The 19956-nt window shown below is 63.1% G+C and carries 16 protein-coding genes, 2 tRNA genes and 3 rRNA genes; 7 read left to right on the forward strand and 14 right to left on the reverse strand.

What is annotated here, in order from left to right:
- The first annotated feature begins 57 nt into the window (after positions 1 to 57).
- Together ACZ5MJ_RS25315 and ACZ5MJ_RS25320 are read left to right on the forward strand one after the other, a co-directional pair.
- Positions 58 to 546 carry a MarR family winged helix-turn-helix transcriptional regulator gene (locus tag ACZ5MJ_RS25315; protein WP_464226436.1) on the forward strand — a complete coding sequence of 163 codons (489 nt, stop codon included), beginning with the start codon at positions 58 to 60 and terminating at the stop codon, positions 544 to 546.
- A complete protein-coding gene (locus tag ACZ5MJ_RS25320; RefSeq protein ID WP_464226437.1) occupies positions 543 to 2135 on the forward strand; it encodes an MFS transporter in 1593 nt (530 codons plus the stop codon). The genes ACZ5MJ_RS25315 and ACZ5MJ_RS25320 overlap by 4 nt, the downstream gene beginning before the upstream one ends.
- A gap of 173 nt (positions 2136 to 2308) precedes the next feature.
- Here the strand turns inward: ACZ5MJ_RS25320 and ACZ5MJ_RS25325 are convergent, their stop codons facing one another.
- Together ACZ5MJ_RS25325 and ACZ5MJ_RS25330 are read right to left on the reverse strand one after the other, a co-directional pair.
- Positions 2309 to 2641, reverse strand: coding sequence for a hypothetical protein (locus ACZ5MJ_RS25325; protein ID WP_464226438.1), 333 nt, complete (start codon positions 2639 to 2641; stop codon positions 2309 to 2311).
- Positions 2642 to 2911: 270 nt separating this feature from the next.
- Positions 2912 to 4378: a DegQ family serine endoprotease gene (locus tag ACZ5MJ_RS25330; protein WP_464226439.1), complete on the reverse strand. Its 1467-nt coding sequence runs from the start codon at positions 4376 to 4378 to the stop codon at positions 2912 to 2914.
- Positions 4379 to 4557: 179 nt separating this feature from the next.
- Between ACZ5MJ_RS25330 and ACZ5MJ_RS25335 the strand changes: the two genes are divergently transcribed.
- Together ACZ5MJ_RS25335 and ACZ5MJ_RS25340 are read left to right on the forward strand one after the other, a co-directional pair.
- Positions 4558 to 5034, forward strand: a complete 477-nt coding sequence (locus ACZ5MJ_RS25335) for a MarR family winged helix-turn-helix transcriptional regulator (RefSeq protein WP_464226440.1) — start codon at positions 4558 to 4560, stop codon at positions 5032 to 5034.
- 45 nt (positions 5035 to 5079) lie between these two features.
- Positions 5080 to 5502: an organic hydroperoxide resistance protein gene (locus ACZ5MJ_RS25340; RefSeq protein WP_432261619.1), complete on the forward strand. Its 423-nt coding sequence runs from the start codon at positions 5080 to 5082 to the stop codon at positions 5500 to 5502.
- A 70-nt stretch (positions 5503 to 5572) separates the two neighbouring features.
- Here the strand turns inward: ACZ5MJ_RS25340 and ACZ5MJ_RS25345 are convergent, their stop codons facing one another.
- From ACZ5MJ_RS25345 to ACZ5MJ_RS25370, 6 genes are all read right to left on the reverse strand, one after another.
- Entirely contained in the window at positions 5573 to 5848 is a 276-nt protein-coding gene (locus ACZ5MJ_RS25345) for a GIY-YIG nuclease family protein (protein ID WP_464226441.1), read from the reverse strand.
- Positions 5849 to 5969: 121 nt separating this feature from the next.
- Positions 5970 to 6083, reverse strand: a 5S ribosomal RNA gene (rrf, locus tag ACZ5MJ_RS25350).
- A 128-nt stretch (positions 6084 to 6211) separates the two neighbouring features.
- A 23S ribosomal RNA gene (locus ACZ5MJ_RS25355) occupies positions 6212 to 9092 on the reverse strand.
- Between the two features lie 287 nt (positions 9093 to 9379).
- A tRNA-Ala gene (locus ACZ5MJ_RS25360) sits at positions 9380 to 9455 on the reverse strand.
- A 12-nt stretch (positions 9456 to 9467) separates the two neighbouring features.
- Positions 9468 to 9544 (reverse strand) — tRNA-Ile (locus tag ACZ5MJ_RS25365).
- Between the two features lie 62 nt (positions 9545 to 9606).
- Positions 9607 to 11138: ribosomal RNA gene (locus ACZ5MJ_RS25370) — 16S ribosomal RNA — on the reverse strand.
- Together the 16S, 23S and 5S rRNA genes with 2 tRNA genes alongside form the textbook arrangement of a ribosomal RNA operon.
- 567 nt (positions 11139 to 11705) lie before the next feature.
- Between ACZ5MJ_RS25370 and ACZ5MJ_RS25375 the strand changes: the two genes are divergently transcribed.
- The 3 genes from ACZ5MJ_RS25375 to ACZ5MJ_RS25385 all read left to right on the forward strand — a co-directional run bounded on the left by ACZ5MJ_RS25375 (position 11706) and on the right by ACZ5MJ_RS25385 (position 14340).
- Positions 11706 to 12095 (forward strand): OsmC family protein, encoded by a 390-nt coding sequence (locus tag ACZ5MJ_RS25375; RefSeq protein WP_464226443.1) that lies wholly within the window; start codon positions 11706 to 11708, stop codon positions 12093 to 12095.
- Positions 12096 to 12480: 385 nt separating this feature from the next.
- Complete coding sequence (locus tag ACZ5MJ_RS25380) at positions 12481 to 13302, forward strand: hypothetical protein (protein ID WP_464226444.1); 822 nt, start codon at positions 12481 to 12483, stop codon at positions 13300 to 13302.
- 288 nt (positions 13303 to 13590) lie between these two features.
- Positions 13591 to 14340: a DUF3047 domain-containing protein gene (locus tag ACZ5MJ_RS25385; protein WP_464226445.1), complete on the forward strand. Its 750-nt coding sequence runs from the start codon at positions 13591 to 13593 to the stop codon at positions 14338 to 14340.
- Between the two features lie 24 nt (positions 14341 to 14364).
- Here ACZ5MJ_RS25385 and ACZ5MJ_RS25390 read toward each other — a convergent pair whose 3' ends face one another.
- The 6 genes from ACZ5MJ_RS25390 to ACZ5MJ_RS25415 form a co-directional block, all read right to left on the reverse strand.
- Entirely contained in the window at positions 14365 to 15126 is a 762-nt protein-coding gene (locus ACZ5MJ_RS25390; RefSeq protein WP_464226447.1) for a lipoate--protein ligase family protein, read from the reverse strand.
- Positions 15127 to 15173: 47 nt separating this feature from the next.
- Positions 15174 to 15515: a carboxymuconolactone decarboxylase family protein gene (locus ACZ5MJ_RS25395; protein ID WP_464226448.1), complete on the reverse strand. Its 342-nt coding sequence runs from the start codon at positions 15513 to 15515 to the stop codon at positions 15174 to 15176.
- Between the two features lie 76 nt (positions 15516 to 15591).
- Positions 15592 to 16716, reverse strand: a complete 1125-nt coding sequence (locus tag ACZ5MJ_RS25400; protein ID WP_464226449.1) for an acetoin dehydrogenase dihydrolipoyllysine-residue acetyltransferase subunit — start codon at positions 16714 to 16716, stop codon at positions 15592 to 15594.
- Positions 16716 to 17732 (reverse strand): alpha-ketoacid dehydrogenase subunit beta, encoded by a 1017-nt coding sequence (locus ACZ5MJ_RS25405; protein WP_432261611.1) that lies wholly within the window; start codon positions 17730 to 17732, stop codon positions 16716 to 16718. Before ACZ5MJ_RS25405 ends, ACZ5MJ_RS25400 begins: the two co-directional genes overlap by 1 nt.
- A gap of 35 nt (positions 17733 to 17767) precedes the next feature.
- Entirely contained in the window at positions 17768 to 18769 is a 1002-nt protein-coding gene (locus ACZ5MJ_RS25410) for a thiamine pyrophosphate-dependent dehydrogenase E1 component subunit alpha (RefSeq protein ID WP_464226451.1), read from the reverse strand.
- Positions 18770 to 18853: 84 nt separating this feature from the next.
- Positions 18854 to 19930: an ATP-NAD kinase family protein gene (locus ACZ5MJ_RS25415; RefSeq protein ID WP_464226452.1), complete on the reverse strand. Its 1077-nt coding sequence runs from the start codon at positions 19928 to 19930 to the stop codon at positions 18854 to 18856.
- Positions 19931 to 19956 lie beyond the last annotated feature (26 nt).

Raw genomic sequence — 19956 nt, forward strand, 5'->3', positions numbered from 1 at the left:
AGTAACTATATCGAATGCAACCGATCCGCCGCTCGCGCGGATCGCAGCCCTCCTGCCATGTCCTTTGAGCAACGCATCGACCGCTTCTGCGCCAGCCATCCCGAAGCCCCGCGCGACCTGATCCTGGCCTCCAGGCTGCTGCTGCGCACCGCGCGCCTGCTGCGCGGCCATATCGACCAGGCGCTGGCGCCCTTCGAACTGGACATGAGCCAGTACCTGCTGCTGAGCATGCTTGCCGTGGATGAGAACCAGCCCAGCATGCCGTCCGAGCTGGGCGCCACGCTCGACGCCACGCGCACGCAGATGACCCGGCTGCTGGACGGGCTGGAAGCACGCGCGCTGCTGCGCCGGCGCGCGTCGGCCAGCGACCGCCGCAGCCTGGAACTGACCCTGACCCCGGCCGGCCGCCGGTTGCTGGAACGCGCCGCGCCTGTGGTGCATGCCGCCTACGGCGAGGCCTGGGCACCGCTGGGCGCGGGCGGCCTGGCCGGCGCCACGCGCGCACTGACCCAGCTGCACCAGACCCTGGAACAACTTCAGCCATGAATTCCGGCTCACCGTGGCAGCCGCTGTGGCGGCTGCGCGTCAGCATGCGGTGGCTGCGCTGGCTGAGCCACCGGCAGCGCCAGACCCTGCTGATGATGCTGCTGGCACTGGCCACCGGCGTGGAGTTCCTCGAGAACATCATGTTCGTGTTTGCTTCTAGCCATATCGTCGGCGGCCTCGACGCCGACCCGCGCGGCTTCGCGCTGGTGCAGGCGGCCTACGCGGTCGGCAGCATGCTGATGATCCTGAAGCAGCAGTGGCTGTCGCGCCGGTTCGGCTACCGCTACTACCTGACGGGGGCGCTGCTGCTGTTCATGGCCGGCACGGTGGTGGCCGCGACCAGCCAGGCGCTGCCGCAGATGGTGGTGGCGCGCTTTATCCAGGGTGTGGGCGGCGGCGCGCTCTTCACCAGTTGCCGCATCCTGGTCAACGTGCTGTTCGGGCCGACGGCGCGCCCGCGCGCCACCCGCATCTTCATGATCGGCATCTTCTCGGCGTCGGCGCTGGGCCCGGCCCTCGCCGCCGAGCTGATCGACCATGGCGTATGGCAGGACGTGTTCTACGGCGTGCTGCCATTCGCCGCGCTGGCCACGCTGGGCGCCTGGCTGTTGCTGCCGGACGCCGAGCCGCGCGCCGATGCCGACAGCGGTGGCGGCCCCGCGCTGGGCCCGCTGTTGCTGTTCGGCGCCGCCATCGTGACGCTGCAGGCAGCGCTGACCGAAGCGCGCTTCGACGTGTTCTCGCACCCGCTGCGCCTCACGCTGGTGGCGGCCGCCGGGCTGACGCTGCTGGCCGTGTTCCTGTGGCAGCAGTGGCACCACAGCGAGCCGGTGCTGCACCTGCGCGCGCTGCGCCAGCCGGTGTACCTGGCCGGCCTGGCGATGTACTTCGTGTACTACATGATCAGCAACCTGAGCGGCTACGTGTTCCCGATCTATGCCGAGCAGGCGCTGAAGATCCCGCTGGCCACCACCGGCTGGCTCAACACTTTTGCCGCGCTGGTCAGCCTGGCCGGCATCTTCGTCTACCTGCACGTCGCCGCGCGCCTGACGCGCAAGAAGCCGCTGATGGTGGCCGGCCTGCTGCTGATGGCCGCCACGGCATGGTGGTTCTCGCAGATGCCGCCCGATGCCGGCCCGCCGGCGCTGGCCTGGGGACTGGTCGGCAAGGGGCTGTTCGGCGTGCTGGTGATCATCCCCATCGCCGGGCTGACCTTCCGCGCGCTGAGCCCCGATGAATTCGCCCACGGTTACCGCAGCAAGAACCTGATGCGGCAAATCGCCAGCTCCTTTGCCTCGGCGCTGGGCGCGGTGCTGCTGCAGAACCGGCAGTTCGCCGTGCATGACAGCCTGCTGCACGCGGTGGGCCAGCGACCTGCCGAAACCGGCTACTGGATGACTGCGATGCAGGCGGCGCTGGCCGCGCGCGGCTACGATGCGGCGCAGGCACACCAGGGCGCGCTGGCGCAACTGAGCGGGCTGATCGAACAGCAGGCCAGGCTGATTGCCTGCGAGGATATCTATCGGCTGATTGCCGTGGTGGCGCTGGGCGCGGCAGCGTACATGCTGGTGCAGCGGCGGCTGACCTGAAGCCCGTGCGAATGGCGACACCGGTCCTGTCAGGACTGAGCTGGCTGCGGGTCAGGCTACGGGGCTGCTGCGGAACGACTGCGGAAATCAGGGAGAAGCGATGGCACCGCGCGCGAGGCGATGGCGCGGACGGGTCGCAGTGCCGGCGGACGCGGCACCGGCGAAGTACCTGCTCAGAACAGCGACAGCTGGCGCATGCCGAAACCGATGGTCTCTTCCACGCGCGCACGGGCGTGGGCCAGCGAGCCTTCTGCGCCCGAGTAGTTGCCGGCGGCCCAGTGGTAGACCACGGGCATCTCGCCGCGCTCGGACAGGTGCACTTCGCCAAGCTTGTCGCCGCGCTCGTTGCGGTAGAAATGCGAGCGGTAGCCACGCTCCCAGTGGGGAGCGACCATCTTCTTGCGCCGTCGGGGCTTCGGCGCGGAGCCGGCGCTGGACGTCGTGGACGTCAGTCGCCGCGCTCTATCGGTACCCGGCAGCGGGGCGCGGGTGAAATCCAACTGCATAGACTTCCTCTTTGTCGATTCAGCAGAACCAGGGCCGGCGGGGGCTGCCGCCGCATGCTTCGTGCATCGCAGTCGAGATGATACCTGCTAGCGCGCTTTCTGTAAGCAGTTCGTTGTGCTGAATCCCGCCTCCACTAAGGCTTAGCGGGCCGTATACCCTGCTTGTATACGTGTCGGTATACGTGCAGGTATACGGCCCGCGGAGGCGGCAAAGCCTTGTCGGTTAACGGCTTGCGGCCAGTCTGCAGTGTCCGCCGCAAGCCATTGACGTCAGCCCAGATCGAGCGGAATGAAGATGCGCGCATCGTCGCGCAGCACCAGCAGTGCCACCTGCTTGCCCGATTTGCTCACCAGCGTCCTGAGCTGATCGACCGATGCGATCGGCGTGCCGTTGAGCGACAGGATCACGTCGCCCGGCTGGATGCCGACACGCGCGGCGGGACCGGTCACGTCCTCGACCACCAGGCCGCCTTCGATGCCGCTATCGCGCTTCTCCGCCGGCGTCAGCGGGCGCACTGCCAGCCCCAGCCGGCCACTGGCCTCATTGCCGCCGCGCTTCTGCGCCACCGCCTGGTCCTTGGCCGCGCCCACCGTTACCGACAAGCTCATGGGCTGGCCCTTGCGGATGATCTTCAGCGAGGTCTGCGTGCCCGGCTTGATATCGGCCACGTGCTCGGGCAGATCGCCCGAATGGTCGATCACTTCATTGTCCAGCTGCACGATCACGTCGCCCGGCTTGACGCCCGCGCGCGCGGCCGGGCTGTCAGGCTCGACCGAATTGACCAGCGCGCCGGCCGGCTTGGGCAGCCCGAACGATTGCGCCAGCGCCTGGTTGACCTCCTGCACGCTGATGCCGAGACGCCCGCGCGTGACCTTGCCATGCGTCACCAGCTGCTGCTGCACCTTGGTGGCCACGTCGATCGGGATCGCGAACGACAAGCCCTGGTAGCCGCCGGTCTGGCTGTAGATCTGCGCGTTGATGCCGACCACCTCGCCGCGCTGGTTGAACAGCGGGCCGCCCGAGTTGCCGGGGTTGACGGCCACGTCGGTCTGGATGAACGGCACATAGGTATCGTCCGGCAGCGAGCGCGACTTGGCGCTGACGATGCCGGCGGTCACGGTATTCTCAAAGCCGTAGGGAGAGCCGATCGCCAGCACCGGCTCGCCCACGCGCACTTGCGAAGGATCGCCCAGGCGCACGGTCGGCAGGTTCCTGGCATCGATGCGGATCACCGCCACGTCGGTCTGCGGGTCACTGCCGAGCACCCTGGCCTTGAACTCGCGGCGGTCGGTCAGCTTGACGGTGACTTCCTGCGCGCCGTCGACCACGTGCGCGTTGGTCAGGATCAGGCCATCGGGGCTGACAATAAAGCCCGAGCCCAGCCCGCGCACGAGTTGCTGCTGCCCGCCCTGCGGCCCCTGGAACTGCGGCCCGAAGCGCTTGAAGAACTGGAATAGCGGGTCGTCCGGATCGATGCCCTGCGGCATCTGCGCCGCGGTGCGCTGCGCGCGCGCGGTCACGCTGATATTGACCACGGCGGGCCCGTACTGCGCCACGATGCTGGAGAAGTCCATCGGCATGGCCATGGCGGCCGCCGGCTGTGCCGCGGCGGCGACCGGCGCGGGGGCCGCGTATCCCGGCGTGATGACTTCCTTCTGCAGATAGGCGTAGCCGCCGCCAAGGGCGGCCAGGGCGGCGATACCAACGGCCGTGCGAGCAATGGTCTGGCGCATCATGTCCTGTTCCTTTCCTTTGAGCATCAGGCGTCGGCACTATGCGACGCAACACGGTCATGCTAGCGGCCGACACTTAAAACAGACTTAAGGTTCGGCACCCCGACAGGGGTGCATGGATCACTTTCTAAAAAACTCAAAATTTATCTTGCACACAATCTAATTGCGTCTAATATATCGACATGGAACGCGACAACGACCCCACCACCGACTGGCTTCTACTGGATCACCAACTATGCTTTGCGCTGTATTCGAGCTCGTTGGCCATGACCAAGCTCTATAAGCCGCTATTAGGTGAGCTTGGGCTTACTTACCCGCAATATCTGGTGATGCTGGTGTTGTGGGAGACGGAAACGCTGACAGTCTCGGAGCTCGGCGCCCGGCTGGCACTGGATTCCGGCACGCTGACGCCGCTGCTGAAGCGGCTGGAGGCGGCGCGGCTGGTGACGCGCACCCGTGATGCAGCCGATGAACGGCGGGTGCTGGTCAGCCTGACTGAGGCCGGCCGCACGCTGCGCCAGCGCGCGGCGCGTATTCCTGAACAGATGTTGTGCGCCACGCAGTGCCCGGTCGAAGAGATCCAGGCCCTGACGCAGCGCCTGCATGCACTGCGGTCGACGCTTGAACAAGCGCGGACCGATTCCAGCCTGCCGGACTGACGACAGGCATTGACGCCCCCTCGGGCAACCAAACCGGAGCCTTAAATGCAACTCGAAAAAGTCCTTTATACCGCTCATGCCACTGCCACCGGCGGCCGCGACGGCCGTGCCGTGACCTCGGACGGCCGGCTCGACGCCAAACTGTCGGTGCCCAAAGAAATGGGCGGCGCCGGCGACGGCCTGAATCCGGAACAATTGTTCGCTGCCGGTTATGCGGCCTGCTTTATTGGCGCCATGCGCTTCGTCGCAGGCCAGCAGAAGATCGCGGTGCCCGCCGATGCCTCGATCGAAAGCGCAGTCGGCATCGGCCCGATTCCGCAAGGCTTTGGCATCCAGGTCGAAATGAAAATCTCGCTGCCGGGCTTCGAGCGCGCGGCTGCGGAGAAGCTGGTGGAGCAGGCGCACCAGGTGTGCCCGTACTCGAACGCTACCCGCGGCAATATCAACGTGACGCTGACTGTGGTCTGACGCGGACAGTAAAAAACGGCCCGTATCGCCATGGCGATACGGGCGGTTTTGTTTTGTGTTGCGCCGGCTGCTACTCGGGTTCCGGTGCCGGGAGTTGCGCGCAAAATGCGCGCTTCTGCGCCGAACTCATTCGCTTGATCTCGATTTCCGCCTTCAATGCCTCGGACTTCGTGTCAAAGCGGAGTTGTCCCAGCACACGGATGGGCTTGCGCGAACGCGTGTATTTGGCGCCCTTTCCCGACTGATGTTCGGCAAAACGGCGTGCGACATCGGTCGTGATCCCGGTGTAGATGGAATCGCCGGTGCATTCGAGCAGATAGAGATACCAGGCGCTGTCAGCCGACATGGATGGAGTGAAGTGCAGCGGTAATGGTATTACGCCTGTACGGCGACGGCGAGCGGCGCCTTTGCGCCGCGCCAAAGCAAAAACCCCCAGCCTTTTGGGCTGGGGGTTCTGCGGGATAAGAGCCTGGCGATGACCTACTTTCACACGGGTAATCCGCACTATCATCGGCGCGGAGTCGTTTCACGGACCTGTTCGGGATGGGAAGGGGTGGTTCCAACTCGCTATGGTCACCAGGCATAAGGGGTTGCAGCGCTGAGGTTGAGGTCAACGCTGCGAATAGGGATGTAGTTGGGGTTGTGCGTCTTGTGTCAACTGTTTCGGCACAGTCACGATCACACACACCAGGCAAAACACACTGGTTATAGGATCAAGCCTTACGGGCAATTAGTACTGGTTAGCTTAACGCATTACTGCGCTTCCACACCCAGCCTATCAACGTCCTGGTCTCGAACGACCCTTCAAGGCGGTCAAGCCGCCAGGGAATCCTCATCTTCAGGCGAGTTTCCCGCTTAGATGCTTTCAGCGGTTATCTCTTCCGTACATAGCTACCCTGCGATGCCTCTGGCGAGACAACAGGTACACCAGCGGTACGTCCACTCCGGTCCTCTCGTACTAGGAGCAGCCCCCGTCAAGATTCCAACGCCCACGGCAGATAGGGACCAAACTGTCTCACGACGTTTTAAACCCAGCTCACGTACCTCTTTAAATGGCGAACAGCCATACCCTTGGGACCGGCTACAGCCCCAGGATGAGATGAGCCGACATCGAGGTGCCAAACACCGCCGTCGATATGAACTCTTGGGCGGTATCAGCCTGTTATCCCCAGAGTACCTTTTATCCGTTGAGCGATGGCCCTTCCATTCAGAACCACCGGATCACTATGTCCTGCTTTCGCACCTGCTCGACTTGTCGGTCTCGCAGTTAAGCACGCTTTTGCCATTGCACTTTAGGTACGATGTCCGACCGTACCAAGCGTACCTTCGAACTCCTCCGTTACACTTTGGGAGGAGACCGCCCCAGTCAAACTGCCTACCATGCACTGTCCCCGACCCGGATTCACGGGTCAAGGTTAGAACCTCAAACAAACCAGGGTGGTATTTCAAGGACGGCTCCACGTGAACTAGCGTCCACGCTTCAAAGCCTCCCACCTATCCTACACAGATCGGTTCAAAGTCCAATGCAAAGCTACAGTAAAGGTTCATGGGGTCTTTCCGTCTAGCCGCGGGGAGATTGCATCATCACAAACACTTCAACTTCGCTGAGTCTCGGGAGGAGACAGTGTGGCCATCGTTACGCCATTCGTGCAGGTCGGAACTTACCCGACAAGGAATTTCGCTACCTTAGGACCGTTATAGTTACGGCCGCCGTTTACCGGGACTTCAATCAAGAGCTTGCACCCCATCATTTAATCTTCCGGCACCGGGCAGGCGTCACACCCTATACGTCCACTTTCGTGTTTGCAGAGTGCTGTGTTTTTATTAAACAGTCGCAGCCACCATTTTATTGCAACCCCTTCACCCTTCTGGCGCAGGCCAGTCAAGCTACCAGGGCGTACCTTATCCCGAAGTTACGGTACCAATTTGCCGAGTTCCTTCTCCCGAGTTCTCTCAAGCGCCTTAGAATACTCATCTCGCCCACCTGTGTCGGTTTGCGGTACGGTCTCGTATGACTGAAGCTTAGAGGCTTTTCTTGGAACCACTTCCAATTGCTTCGCAGCACTAGGCCGCTCGCCCCACATCCTTGAATCCCGCGCCCGGATTTGCCAAAGCGCCTTCTCCAATGCAGGGACCGGGACTTCCAACACCCGGACAACCTTCCGCGATCCGTCCCCCCATCGCATCATACGACGGTGCAGGAATATTAACCTGCTTCCCATCAGCTACGCATCTCTGCCTCGCCTTAGGGGCCGACTCACCCTACGCCGATGAACGTTGCGTAGGAAACCTTGGGCTTACGGCGAGGGGGCCTTTCACCCCCTTTATCGCTACTCATGTCAGCATTCGCACTTCTGATACCTCCAGCATCCTTTACAAGACACCTTCACAGGCTTACAGAACGCTCTCCTACCACGCACATTGCTGTGCGTCCGCAGCTTCGGTGACTGGCTTAGCCCCGTTACATCTTCCGCGCAGGACGACTCGATCAGTGAGCTATTACGCTTTCTTTAAAGGGTGGCTGCTTCTAAGCCAACCTCCTGACTGTTTTAGCCTTCCCACTTCGTTTCCCACTTAGCCAATCTTGGGGACCTTAGCTGGCGGTCTGGGTTGTTTCCCTCTTGACACCGGACGTTAGCACCCGATGTCTGTCTCCCGTGATTGCACTCTTCGGTATTCGGAGTTTGCTATGGCGGGGTAATCAGCAATAGACCCCCCAACCATGACAGTGCTCTACCCCCGAAGGTGACACACGAGGCACTACCTAAATAGTTTTCGGAGAGAACCAGCTATTTCCAGATTTGTTTAGCCTTTCACCCCTATCCACAGCTCATCCCCTAACTTTTCAACGTTAGTGGGTTCGGTCCTCCAGTACGTGTTACCGCACCTTCAACCTGGCCATGGATAGATCATCTGGTTTCGGGTCTACACCCAGCGACTCAACGCCCTGTTCGGACTCGCTTTCGCTACGCCTTCCCTAATCGGTTAAGCTTGCCACTGAATGTAAGTCGCTGACCCATTATACAAAAGGTACGCCGTCACCCGTTTCCAGGCTCCGACTGTTTGTATGCATGCGGTTTCAGGATCTATTTCACTCCCCTCCCGGGGTTCTTTTCGCCTTTCCCTCACGGTACTGGTTCACTATCGGTCGATCACGAGTATTTAGCCTTGGAGGATGGTCCCCCCATCTTCAGACAGGATTTCACGTGTCCCGCCCTACTTGTCGTACACCTAGTTCCACAATCGTGTTTTCGCATACAGGGCTATCACCTGCTATGGCCGGGCTTTCCATCCCGTTCTGCTAACACCACTGCTAAAGAGTACAAGGCTCTTCCCATTTCGTTCGCCACTACTTTGGGAATCTCGGTTGATTTCTGTTCCTGCAGCTACTTAGATGTTTCAGTTCGCCGCGTTCGCTTCCCTGACCTATGGATTCAGTCAGGGATGACCCATACGGGCCGGGTTTCCCCATTCGGACATCTCCGGATCAAAGCTTGTTTGCCAGCTCCCCGAAGCTTTTCGCAGGCTACCGCGTCCTTCATCGCCTGTGATCGCCAAGGCATCCACCACATGCACTTGTTCGCTTGACCCTATAACGAGTGTGTCTCGATCGCTCGAAACAGTCGCTACAGGATGAGTTCTCGCATTTGTGCCGTATTCCAAGTCATCTTTCGATCACTTAAATACATTTTGGTTGATACAATCACAACCCGGTATCGCGTTTAACTACTGTGCTTCTCATCAAAGCACCGCGACACCTTTACTACATCCCATATTTTTAAAGAACAGCCGATCTTGCGATCGCTTGGCAATGCCAAATGCAAACGCTCAATGCTAAGCGCTTGCATTTGACCACCAATTCCAAGGTACCAGGTGATGGTGGAGGATGACGGGATCGAACCGACGACCCCCTGCTTGCAAAGCAGGTGCTCTCCCAGCTGAGCTAATCCCCCTTCCGGATAACTTGGTGGGTCTGGTAGGACTTGAACCTACGACCCCCGCCTTATCAAGACGGTGCTCTAACCACCTGAGCTACAGACCCTTGGCTGTAACAGCAAACAAACCGATAAGTGTGAACGCTAGGCTTGAGACACAAGCCTCTAGAAAGGAGGTGATCCAGCCGCACCTTCCGATACGGCTACCTTGTTACGACTTCACCCCAGTCATGAACCCTGCCGTGGTAATCGCCCTCCTTGCGGTTAGGCTAACTACTTCTGGCAAAACCCACTCCCATGGTGTGACGGGCGGTGTGTACAAGACCCGGGAACGTATTCACCGCGGCATGCTGATCCGCGATTACTAGCGATTCCAGCTTCACGTAGTCGAGTTGCAGACTACGATCCGGACTACGATGCGTTTTCTGGGATTAGCTCCCCCTCGCGGGTTGGCAACCCTCTGTACGCACCATTGTATGACGTGTGAAGCCCTACCCATAAGGGCCATGAGGACTTGACGTCATCCCCACCTTCCTCCGGTTTGTCACCGGCAGTCTCTCTAGAGTGCCCTTTCGTAGCAACTAGAGACAAGGGTTGCGCTCGTTGCGGGACTTAACCCAACATCTCACGACACGAGCTGACGACAGCCATGCAGCACCTGTGTCCACTTTCCCTTTCGGGCACCTAATGCATCTCTGCTTCGTTAGTGGCATGTCAAGGGTAGGTAAGGTTTTTCGCGTTGCATCGAATTAATCCACATCATCCACCGCTTGTGCGGGTCCCCGTCAATTCCTTTGAGTTTTAATCTTGCGACCGTACTCCCCAGGCGGTCAACTTCACGCGTTAGCTACGTTACTGAAGAAATGAATCCCCAACAACTAGTTGACATCGTTTAGGGCGTGGACTACCAGGGTATCTAATCCTGTTTGCTCCCCACGCTTTCGTGCATGAGCGTCAGTGACGTCCCAGGGGGCTGCCTTCGCCATCGGTATTCCTCCACATCTCTACGCATTTCACTGCTACACGTGGAATTCTACCCCCCTCTGACATACTCTAGCCTTGCAGTCACAAGCGCCATTCCCAAGTTGAGCTCGGGGATTTCACGCCTGTCTTACAAAACCGCCTGCGCACGCTTTACGCCCAGTAATTCCGATTAACGCTCGCACCCTACGTATTACCGCGGCTGCTGGCACGTAGTTAGCCGGTGCTTATTCTTCCGGTACCGTCATCGACCCCAGGTATTAACCAGAGCCATTTCTTTCCGGACAAAAGTGCTTTACAACCCGAAGGCCTTCTTCACACACGCGGCATTGCTGGATCAGGGTTGCCCCCATTGTCCAAAATTCCCCACTGCTGCCTCCCGTAGGAGTCTGGGCCGTGTCTCAGTCCCAGTGTGGCTGATCGTCCTCTCAGACCAGCTACTGATCGTCGCCTTGGTAGGCTCTTACCCCACCAACTAGCTAATCAGACATCGGCCGCTCCTGTAGCGCGAGGCCTTGCGGTCCCCCGCTTTCACCCTCAGGTCGTATGCGGTATTAGCTAATCTTTCGACTAGTTATCCCCCACTACAGGGCACGTTCCGATGTATTACTCACCCGTTCGCCACTCGCCACCAGGCCGAAGCCCGTGCTGCCGTTCGACTTGCATGTGTAAGGCATGCCGCCAGCGTTCAATCTGAGCCAGGATCAAACTCTTCAGTTCAATCTCTGTGTGGAAGCCTCGCGGCTCCCTCGCTCTTTCGAGCGGTCGCTCACTCTCAGAAAACTGACTGACCAGATCCGAAGATCCAGTCACGTTTTGCTGTGCGAGCACTGTATAACTTGTGAAGCAACACTGTCCGAAGACAGCGGCGTCCGCTACCCAGCGCCCACACTTATCGGTTGTTTGTTTGTTAAAGAACTACGCTACCGGCTTTGCCGTTTGCGTCGCTGCGTTGTCTGCAGCAGAGAAACGAGATTATGCAGAGCTTTCTTCGTTTCGTCAACCGTTTCAGCAATCTTTTTTTGCTGCGGCCGGCGCGCCAACTTCGCTGCGCCAACCTTCCGGTCAACCCCGCAACCCGCGCCCCGTCTGCTTTGCAGCGCTGCGTTGTGTTGCGAGGGGGCGAATAATATGCGAGCGCAGCGGGGTTGGCAAGGGGTTTCTAGGGAAAAAGGCAAATTGCCCGGAAAGTGCCCCTTTCGATGCCTCCGCCATGAGGCAGCGCTGCTACTTATAGAATGACCGTTCCGGCCCGCAGGGCTGCTCACTTATAGATGGGGACGTTCGATGACTATCCAAGCGACATGGAAGCCAAGCCAGGGCAACAGCATCTGCCACCTGACCAACGGCACGGCCGAATGGGAGGCCGACCTGGACGCTTCGGCCGGCGGCGACACCAAATATCCGAACCCGCATGACCTGCTGGACTCGGCCCTGGCGGCCTGTACCACCCTGACCTTGCAGCTGTACGCCAAGCGCAAGGGCTACGCCGTCACCGAAATCCATGCGTCCGTCGGCCACGAGGAAGCCAACGGCACCTATACGATGAACCGCGAGGTCAGGGTCGGCGGGGAGCTTACGCCCGAGATCCTCGACGATCTGCTGCGCGTGGCCAACCGCTGCCCGGTGCACAAGACCTTGTCCGGACAATTCTCGATCCAGACCTCGATTGCCTGAGCGCACGTAACACGGGCCGCCGTAGGTCGTTGAAAATATAAATGATAATCGTTACTATTTATACACTCAGGTTCTGACACGGCCTGAGTCAGCAAATGGGTTGACCGGACACTGTTGTGTCCGGTTTTTTCTTTCCGGCACCGACCGCCGTGTCATCGTGCTGACGCAGGCGCCGCAGTATCTTGGCCGCCGCGAATCCGGCCGTTCTGGCCAACCCGTTCGGGCGCAGCCCCAACAGATGTGTTGGCCGGCGCACCAAGGATTCGCCGCATTCCGTCCAAACCGGGGCCGGGCGCTTGGTCTGCCATGCATCGCCGACTTACCATGAACGGAAAGCACAAAAATAAAAAAAATGCTTACATACTGAAGCGAGCGGGGGGTTGCCTTGTCCAACTTTATTGAAGCGTATTGCGCGCAGGTGCGACTTGCGGGCGCTGCCGGCGTCATCGCCAAACCGGTCGTCGTGGCGCAAGACAGCACGTATGCCATGCACTACGTGCCTTGCGAATACCTGAACGCCCAGGCGCCGCTGGTGCTGGTCAGCACGACGCCCGGCCATGCCCATGTGCGTCTCGCCGCTGCCGTCACTGAAGAACTGATGCGCACCCATGCGCCCGGCCGCGTGATCCAGCGCGAGAACAAGCGCCGCGTCGAGCTGGGCGGCAAGCTGGTGCGGCCCAACCTGATCCGCATGCTCGACCACTTCCGCGTGCCGGAACTGGTCGGCCTGCCGCACGCCGCGGCCTTGTGGAACGATGGCTTCGAGCGCCTGCAGCCGCTTGCCTTGCTGCCGCATGCCACCACGCGTCGCGGCCTGGCGTTCGACGGTCCCCTGGAAGAACTGCAGGATGTGCCGATGTTGCGCGAAGTCTTCGAGACCCAGTTCCTGGGCGCGGTGCGGCAGATGCGCACCGACGCCCTGTACATTGCCCTCGGCCGTACTGCCTGGGCCGGACTGCGGCATGCGGTCAGCCTCCGGCTGCTGGCGCGCCACCAGTTGCTGGGGATGATGCCGGTTCCGGCGCGCGCCGGCAGCATGGTGCGCTACTTCCTGCGCGAGATCGCGGCCAGCGCGCTGTCAGCCAAGGATCCGGTACGGCATCGCGTCGACTGGCTCGATGCCGCCCATGCCGAACTGGAAGCCAATGTCAGAAAACTGCGCGCGGCCATCGACCCGGATCCGCGTTCCACCTACCTCATCGCGTAAGCGGCCACTCGCCCCCATCGCCATGATCGATGGACCCCACCAAAGTGGGGTCTTGGGCGGCCACTATGCGTCGATAACGTCTCCTGAGGATACTGACACTCCTCGCATTCCCGATTTGCGGCCCCTCGTGGGCCGCGATTTTTTTTGGGGCGATCGCCGACTCGCGTCAGCCATACTGACAAGCGTTTCCAAACGGGTCTCCGGTACGATCGATGGCGCAAGGCTGCCGCAAGCCAGCGGGCACAAGCCTTGCGTCCGACCTGAACATCCGTTCCGCGCCCTCCAGCCATGACGACCACGCCCGCCTTGCGTCTTGCCCTGTGTGCCACGCTGCTGCTTGGCTCGCTTCCCGCGCCGGCACAGAGCAGCAAACCCGGGCTTGCCATTGCCGCGCGCACGCCGGGCGGCCCATTGCCGCCGGACTGGAAAAATCTGCCGGTCGCCAATGGCAAGGCCAGGACCGAGTATCAACTCGTGGCGGATGGCAACACCACCGTGCTCCAGGCCGACGCCATCCATTCCGCCTCGGCGCTGATGCATGACGGCACCGTGGATCTGTCCCGCACCCCGGTGGTGGCCTGGCGCTGGAAGGCCGAAGGCCCGATTCCCGGCGCCGATAACCGCGACGGCGCGCATGAGGATGCGCCGGCGCGCCTGGTGTTCTTCTTCGATGGCGACAAGAGCAAGCTTTCGCTGGGCGACCGCACCATGATGCAACTCGCGAAGACCCTGGCCGGCGAGGAGCTGCCCTACGCCACGCTGATGTATATCTGGTCGACCAGCGGCGCGCCCGGCAGCGTCATTCCCAATCCGCACACCGGCCGCGTGCAGATGATCGTGGTATCCGGCGCGGACGATGCCGGCAAATGGCAAGACCTGCGCCGCAATGTCGCGCAGGACTATGAGCGGGTGTTCCACGAACCACCGGGCCAGATCAAGGCCTACGGCATCATGACCGACACGGACAACACCAACACCACCGCCCGCGCCTGGTATGGCGACATCCGCTTCCTGCCGGGGGGCGGAGCAGAACACTAGGGCCTAAACGTACGCGCGTTGGCCCTAGACGGGCGGCAGCGTCTGGCTGACGCTTCGTCGCAGGGCATCCGAGACCTGCGTCATCAGCGCGGCATCATCGTCCACCGCGCGTCCACGGGCCTGCAGCGCCTCGCGTATGCTGACGACCTTGCCGGCGTCATAGCGCCGCTCACTGTCGATGGCCGCTTCGAAGGCATTGGCACGCGCATTGATCTGCACGGGGTCGGCGCTGACCAGCAGCACCGCATGGGCCAGCACCAGGTGGCGCTGGCCGTCGGCCGATTGCATGGCGGCGGGCGCGCGCCGCCAGTACTGGGCCGTGCCGGCGATCTTGCGCGCGGCTTCAGGCGGGCCCCAGGCCAGGTTGTAGCGGCCGTCGCAGAAGGAGCCGGCCACCGCCTGCCAGTGCGTGTCGACGCCGAGCGTTTGCAGGGCCTCGCCGATCACCTGGCACAGATGCAGGTAGACCGCGTCGCTGAGCGCGCCCGGCGGCTGGGCCACGGCGTAGGCCAGGCTCAGGTTGAGGATGCCAGGGCCCTGCGGCACCAGGCCGCCGCCGGACATGCGCAGGAACACCGGACACCCCTGCTGTGCGAAGTCGGCACGCGCAGCTTCCAGCGCCGCATGGCGCAGGTAGGTGCGCGGCACCACCAGCGACAGTGGTGCCTCCCACAGCTGCGCCACCTGCCGGCCCTGCGCCGCGTGGTCGAGCAAGGCCAGTTCATCCTGCAGCGGGTCGCTGCCCGCGTGGTCCGCACCCGCTGTCTCGACGAATTCAAACGGCATCAAATGGCACCTGCCCCGGGGATGGCAACGCGACGAGTCTAGCAACCCTATGCGTTGAGCGCATCGAAGTACGCCAGCGCCCTCGACGCATACATGGCACCTGGACCGCCGCCCATCTCGATGTTGATGGCCAGCACTTCGGCCAGCTGCTCGCGGGTCGCGCGATGGCGAAGCGCCTGGCTGGTGTGGAACAGCACGCAGTCGTCGCAGCCCTTCTGCACGGCCAGCGCGACGGCCACCAGCTCCTTGACGGCGGCGGGCAGGCTGCCTTCCTGGGTGGCAGCCCTCATCACGCCCTGGAAGGCGCTCATGGCGGCGGGCTGGGCCTGGCCGAGCGCGCCGAATTGCTTGTTGATCTCCGCGAGGCGGGATTTCAGGTCTGTGGTCATGGGGTGTCCCGTGGTCAGTCGATCGAAGCAGGCTGGCAGCGCGGACGGCGCACGGCAGCACCGTCCGCGCGCGGCATCAGCCGGCCAGGTGCGTCTTCAGCAGCGCGTTGAAGTCATTGGCCTTCTCCATCTGGCTCATATGGCCGGCATCGGCGAAGACCTTGACGGTTGCGCCCGGCGGTGCGGCTTCGGCGTGCGCGGCGGGGATGATCTGGTCCTGCCCACCCCACACCACCAGCACACGCTTGCCGCTGCCGGCCAGCCGCTGGCCGGGCTGCTCGCTCTGGCGGCCACCGCCAAACAAGGCCTGCCCCAGCGCCGTCAGTGCCTCGGTAACGCCGTCCAGCCGCTTGTAGCGCAGCAGGTCGTCCAGCATCTGGCGGCTGACCAGTCCCGGGTCGGCAAACAGCAGCTCGACCACGGGCTTGAGCTCGCGCCGCGATTGCGCGTTGACGAAGCCATCGGTATAGCCGCTGTTGACGGCCTCGCCAAAGCCCACCGGCGACACCAGCGCCACCGACAGCACCCGCTGCGGGGCATCGACCGCCAGTTGCGCGGCCACGCCGCCGCCCATCGAGTGGCCGACCACGTGCGCCGCCCCGATCCCGGTTTCGTCCATGAAGCGCGCTACAAAGCCGGCCATCTGCGCCAGCGTCGTGCCCGCGAGCCGCGGCGACGACTGTCCATGGCCGGGCAGGTCAAGCGCCACAACGGTGTACGCGTCGGCCAGGGGGTCGAGGTTGAACAGCCAGTTGTCCAGGTCTCCGCCGAATCCGTGGATGAAGAGCACGGTCTGGACGCCGTCACCCTTGCGGGCATAGCGGACCCGGATACCGTCGACGTCGGCAAAGTGGTACGCGGCAGCGGCGTCCTCTTCGCCACCGTCGTCCGCCGGCGTTTCATAAGCCGCGACATAATCATCGATCTGCGCATCGCTCACCTCCGCAGGTGCCAGCACGCCCAGCAGCGCTTTCACCGGCAGCACGTCGCCGGCCTGCGCCACCCTGCGGCGCAGCGTGCCCGCGTCGGGCGCCTCCACCGCATTGGCGATCTTGTCGGTTTCCACATCCAGGATCGGCATGCCCACGGTAATCTCGGTGCCTTCGTCGACCAGCCAGGCATTGACCGTGCCTTCCTTCATCGACAGACCCCACTTGGGCATCACGATCGGGGTAATCGTGGGGGAAAGTGCGGTTGCCATCAGTGCTTGCCTCCCTTCATGGTCTTGCGCGCGGCAGCCACGATCTGCGCGGCGCTGGGGATATACAGGTCCTCCAGCGTGGGCGAGAACGGCACGGGCGTATGCGGCGGGCACACCATCTCGATGCCGGCCTTGAGCGCGCCGAAGGCCTGCTGCGCGACCTGCGCCGAGATATCGGTGGCGATATTGCAGCGCGGGCTGGCCTCGTCGACCACCACCAGCCGGCCGGTGTTCTCGACCGACTCCAGCACCGTGTCCATGTCCAGCGGCGAGAGCGTGCGCAGGTCGACGACCTCGGCCTCGATGCCTTCCCTGGCCAGCGTCGCCGCCGCTTCCAGCGCGCGATGCACCATCAGCCCGTAAGTGACGATCGACACGTCCTTGCCGTCGCGCACGATATTGGCCTCGCCGAACGGAATGGCGTACGCGCCTTCCGGTACTTCCCCTTCCAGCCCGTAGAGGTTCTTGTGCTCGCAGAAGATCACCGGGTCGTTGTCGCGGATCGCCTGGATCAGCAGGCCCTTGGTGTCGTACGGCGTGGACGGGCACACCACCTTCAGGCCGGGGATATGCGTGAACAACGGCGTCAGCATCTGGCTGTGCTGCGCGGCCGCGCGAAAACCGGCGCCGACCATGGCGCGGATCACCACCGGGGTCTCGGCCTTGCCGCCGAACATGTAGCGGAACTTGGCCGCCTGGTTGAAGATCTGGTCGAAGCAAACGCCCATGAAGTCGATGAACATCAGCTCGGCGATCGGGCGCATGCCGCAGGCCGCGGCGCCAATGGCGGCGCCCACGTAGGCGGATTCTGACAGGGGCGTGTCCAGCAGCCGGTCGCCATGCTTGGCGTACAGGCCCTTGGTCACGCCCAGCACGCCGCCCCAGGCGTCCTTCTCGCCGTCCGCGCCGGCGCCGCCGACGATGTCTTCGCCCAGCATGATGACGCTGGGATCGCGGGTCATTTCCTGGTCGATCGCCTCGTTGATCGCCAGCTTGATGCTCAGTTTGCGAGCCATGTTTGTCTCCTGATGATTGGGTTGCGCGTGGCGGATCAGTAGCTGACGTAGACGTCGGTGAGCAGGTCCTCGGGACCCGGCTGCGGTGCGGCCTTGGCTTCCTGCACGGCGTGCTCGATCAGTGCGGCAACCTCGCGATCGATGGTGTCGAGCTCTTCGCGCGCGATCACGCCGGCCTGGGTCACGGTGCGGCCGAACAGCTTCAGGCAGTCCTTGTTGGCACGGATATCGTCGAGTTCGCCGGCGGCGCGGTAGGTCTGCGCATCGCCCTCGAAGTGGCCGTAGAAGCGGACCATCTTGCATTCGAGCAGCGACGGCCCGCCGCCTTCGCGGGCGCGGCGGATGACTTCGCCGGCGGCTTCATGGACCGCGAAGAAGTCGGTGCCGTCCACCGTGACACCGGGGATGCCGAAGCCGGCGGCGCGGTCGACGTAGCTGTCCACGGCGGTGCCGTAATCGCGCGAGGTGGATTCGGCGTAGCCGTTGTTCTCGATCACGAAGATCACCGGCAGGTTCCACACCGCGGCCAGGTTCAGGCTTTCCAGGAAGGTGCCCTGGTTGGAGGCGCCGTCGCCGCAGAAGGTGATGCCGACCTCGCCCTTGCCGCGGAACTTGGCCGCCAGCGCGGCGCCGCAGATCAGCGGCGCGCCCGCGCCCAGGATGCCGTTGGCGCCCATCATGCCCCTGGACAGGTCGGCGATATGCATCGAGCCGCCCTTGCCGTTGCACGAGCCGCCCTTCTTGCCGTAGATCTCCTTCATCATCGCCACCGGATCGACGCCCTTGGCAATGCAGTGGCCATGGCCGCGGTGCGTACTGGCGATGCGGTCGCCGTCGTTCAGGTGGTGCAGGATGCCAACGCCCGCCGCTTCTTCGCCCGCATACAGGTGAACGAAGCCCGGGATGTCGCCGCGCCCGAAGTCCACGTGCAGTCGTTCCTCAAAATCGCGGATGGTGCGCATCTTGCGGTACACCGTCAGCAGCGTCTCCTTGTCGAGCGGCAGCGCGGCGGAATCTTGCGAAGCTCTGGCTGTCATGTCTGTCTCCTTCGTTTTCAGGTGTTGCACTTCAAGAAAAGCGGGGCACGAAGCGGGCATTTGCTGCATTGGCCCGCGGCGTCATCAGGCAAAGGCGTGCTGCGGCACGCTGCGCATCAGGTGCTGGCGCGCGGCATGGCGCATGCACGCCGCGACGTCGATGCTGCGAAAGGCGTGGTCATGCAGCGTGACCGTGACTTCGTCGTCCGGGCCGAAGGTCAGCTCGCGCTCGCCGTCGAGGGCGACGATGCCGCTGCGCTGGCGCACGCGATGGGGACGGCCGTGCTCGAGCCGCTGCCAGTCGGCGACCGACACGGTGCACATCAGGCCAGGCGCGATCGGCGCGCACAGGTCGAATTCGCCTTCGCCGGGAGCGGCCAGCTCGATCGCGAGGCCGCCCGCTTCGCGCCGGCCCACCGGTTCCAGCAGCCCGGCGATCGATGACAGGCCGATGGCCTCGGGGTCGGCAAAGGACACGTAGACCGCGGCCAGCGTGTCGGTCTTCCACAAGGCGCGCGCGCCGATGAAGTGCTCGTGCGAGATCACCGCGTCCACCAGCGCGATATCGCGGCGAAAGCCGCCGTTGCCGTCGCGGACGACGATGTCCAGCCGCTTGTTCGATGCCAGCGCCTGGCTGGCGGGAATGCGCCCGGTGGCATAGAGGCCGGTGGCCAGCCCGGTGATGGTGGGCTCGCGCATCTCGGGGTAGGCATTGTTGGTGCCGGTCGACAGGCCCGCGACCGGCACCGCGCCGCACTCGCGCACCACGGCGCGGTGGGTGCCGTCGCCGCCCAGCACGATGATGGCGGCCACGCCCGCATCGGCCATGCAGCGCGCGGCGTGCAGCGTGTCGTCGACGCGCGAGGCGACCGGCATGTCGACATAGTCGACCTGGGGCAGGCCGGAGTCCGGCCCCTGCCGGCGCGCCAGGTGCCGGGCCAGCATGACGCGCAGCCCTTCGCGGTCCGGCATCATCAGCACGCGCTGCACGCCGCATGACGCCAGCGCGGCCAGCAGGCGCAGCACGATATTGACGCGGTCGGCCAGCTGCAGGCTGTTGGCGTTGGCAATCACGCGGCGGATGTCGCGCGCGGAAACCGGGTTGGCGATGATGCCGACCACTGGCGCGATCTGCGCGCTGGCGCCTGCTGCGTGCCCCATTGCCTGTCTCCTGTTGTCGTTGTCTT

The sequence above is a fragment of the Cupriavidus sp. LA-1 genome, assembly GCF_055385985.1.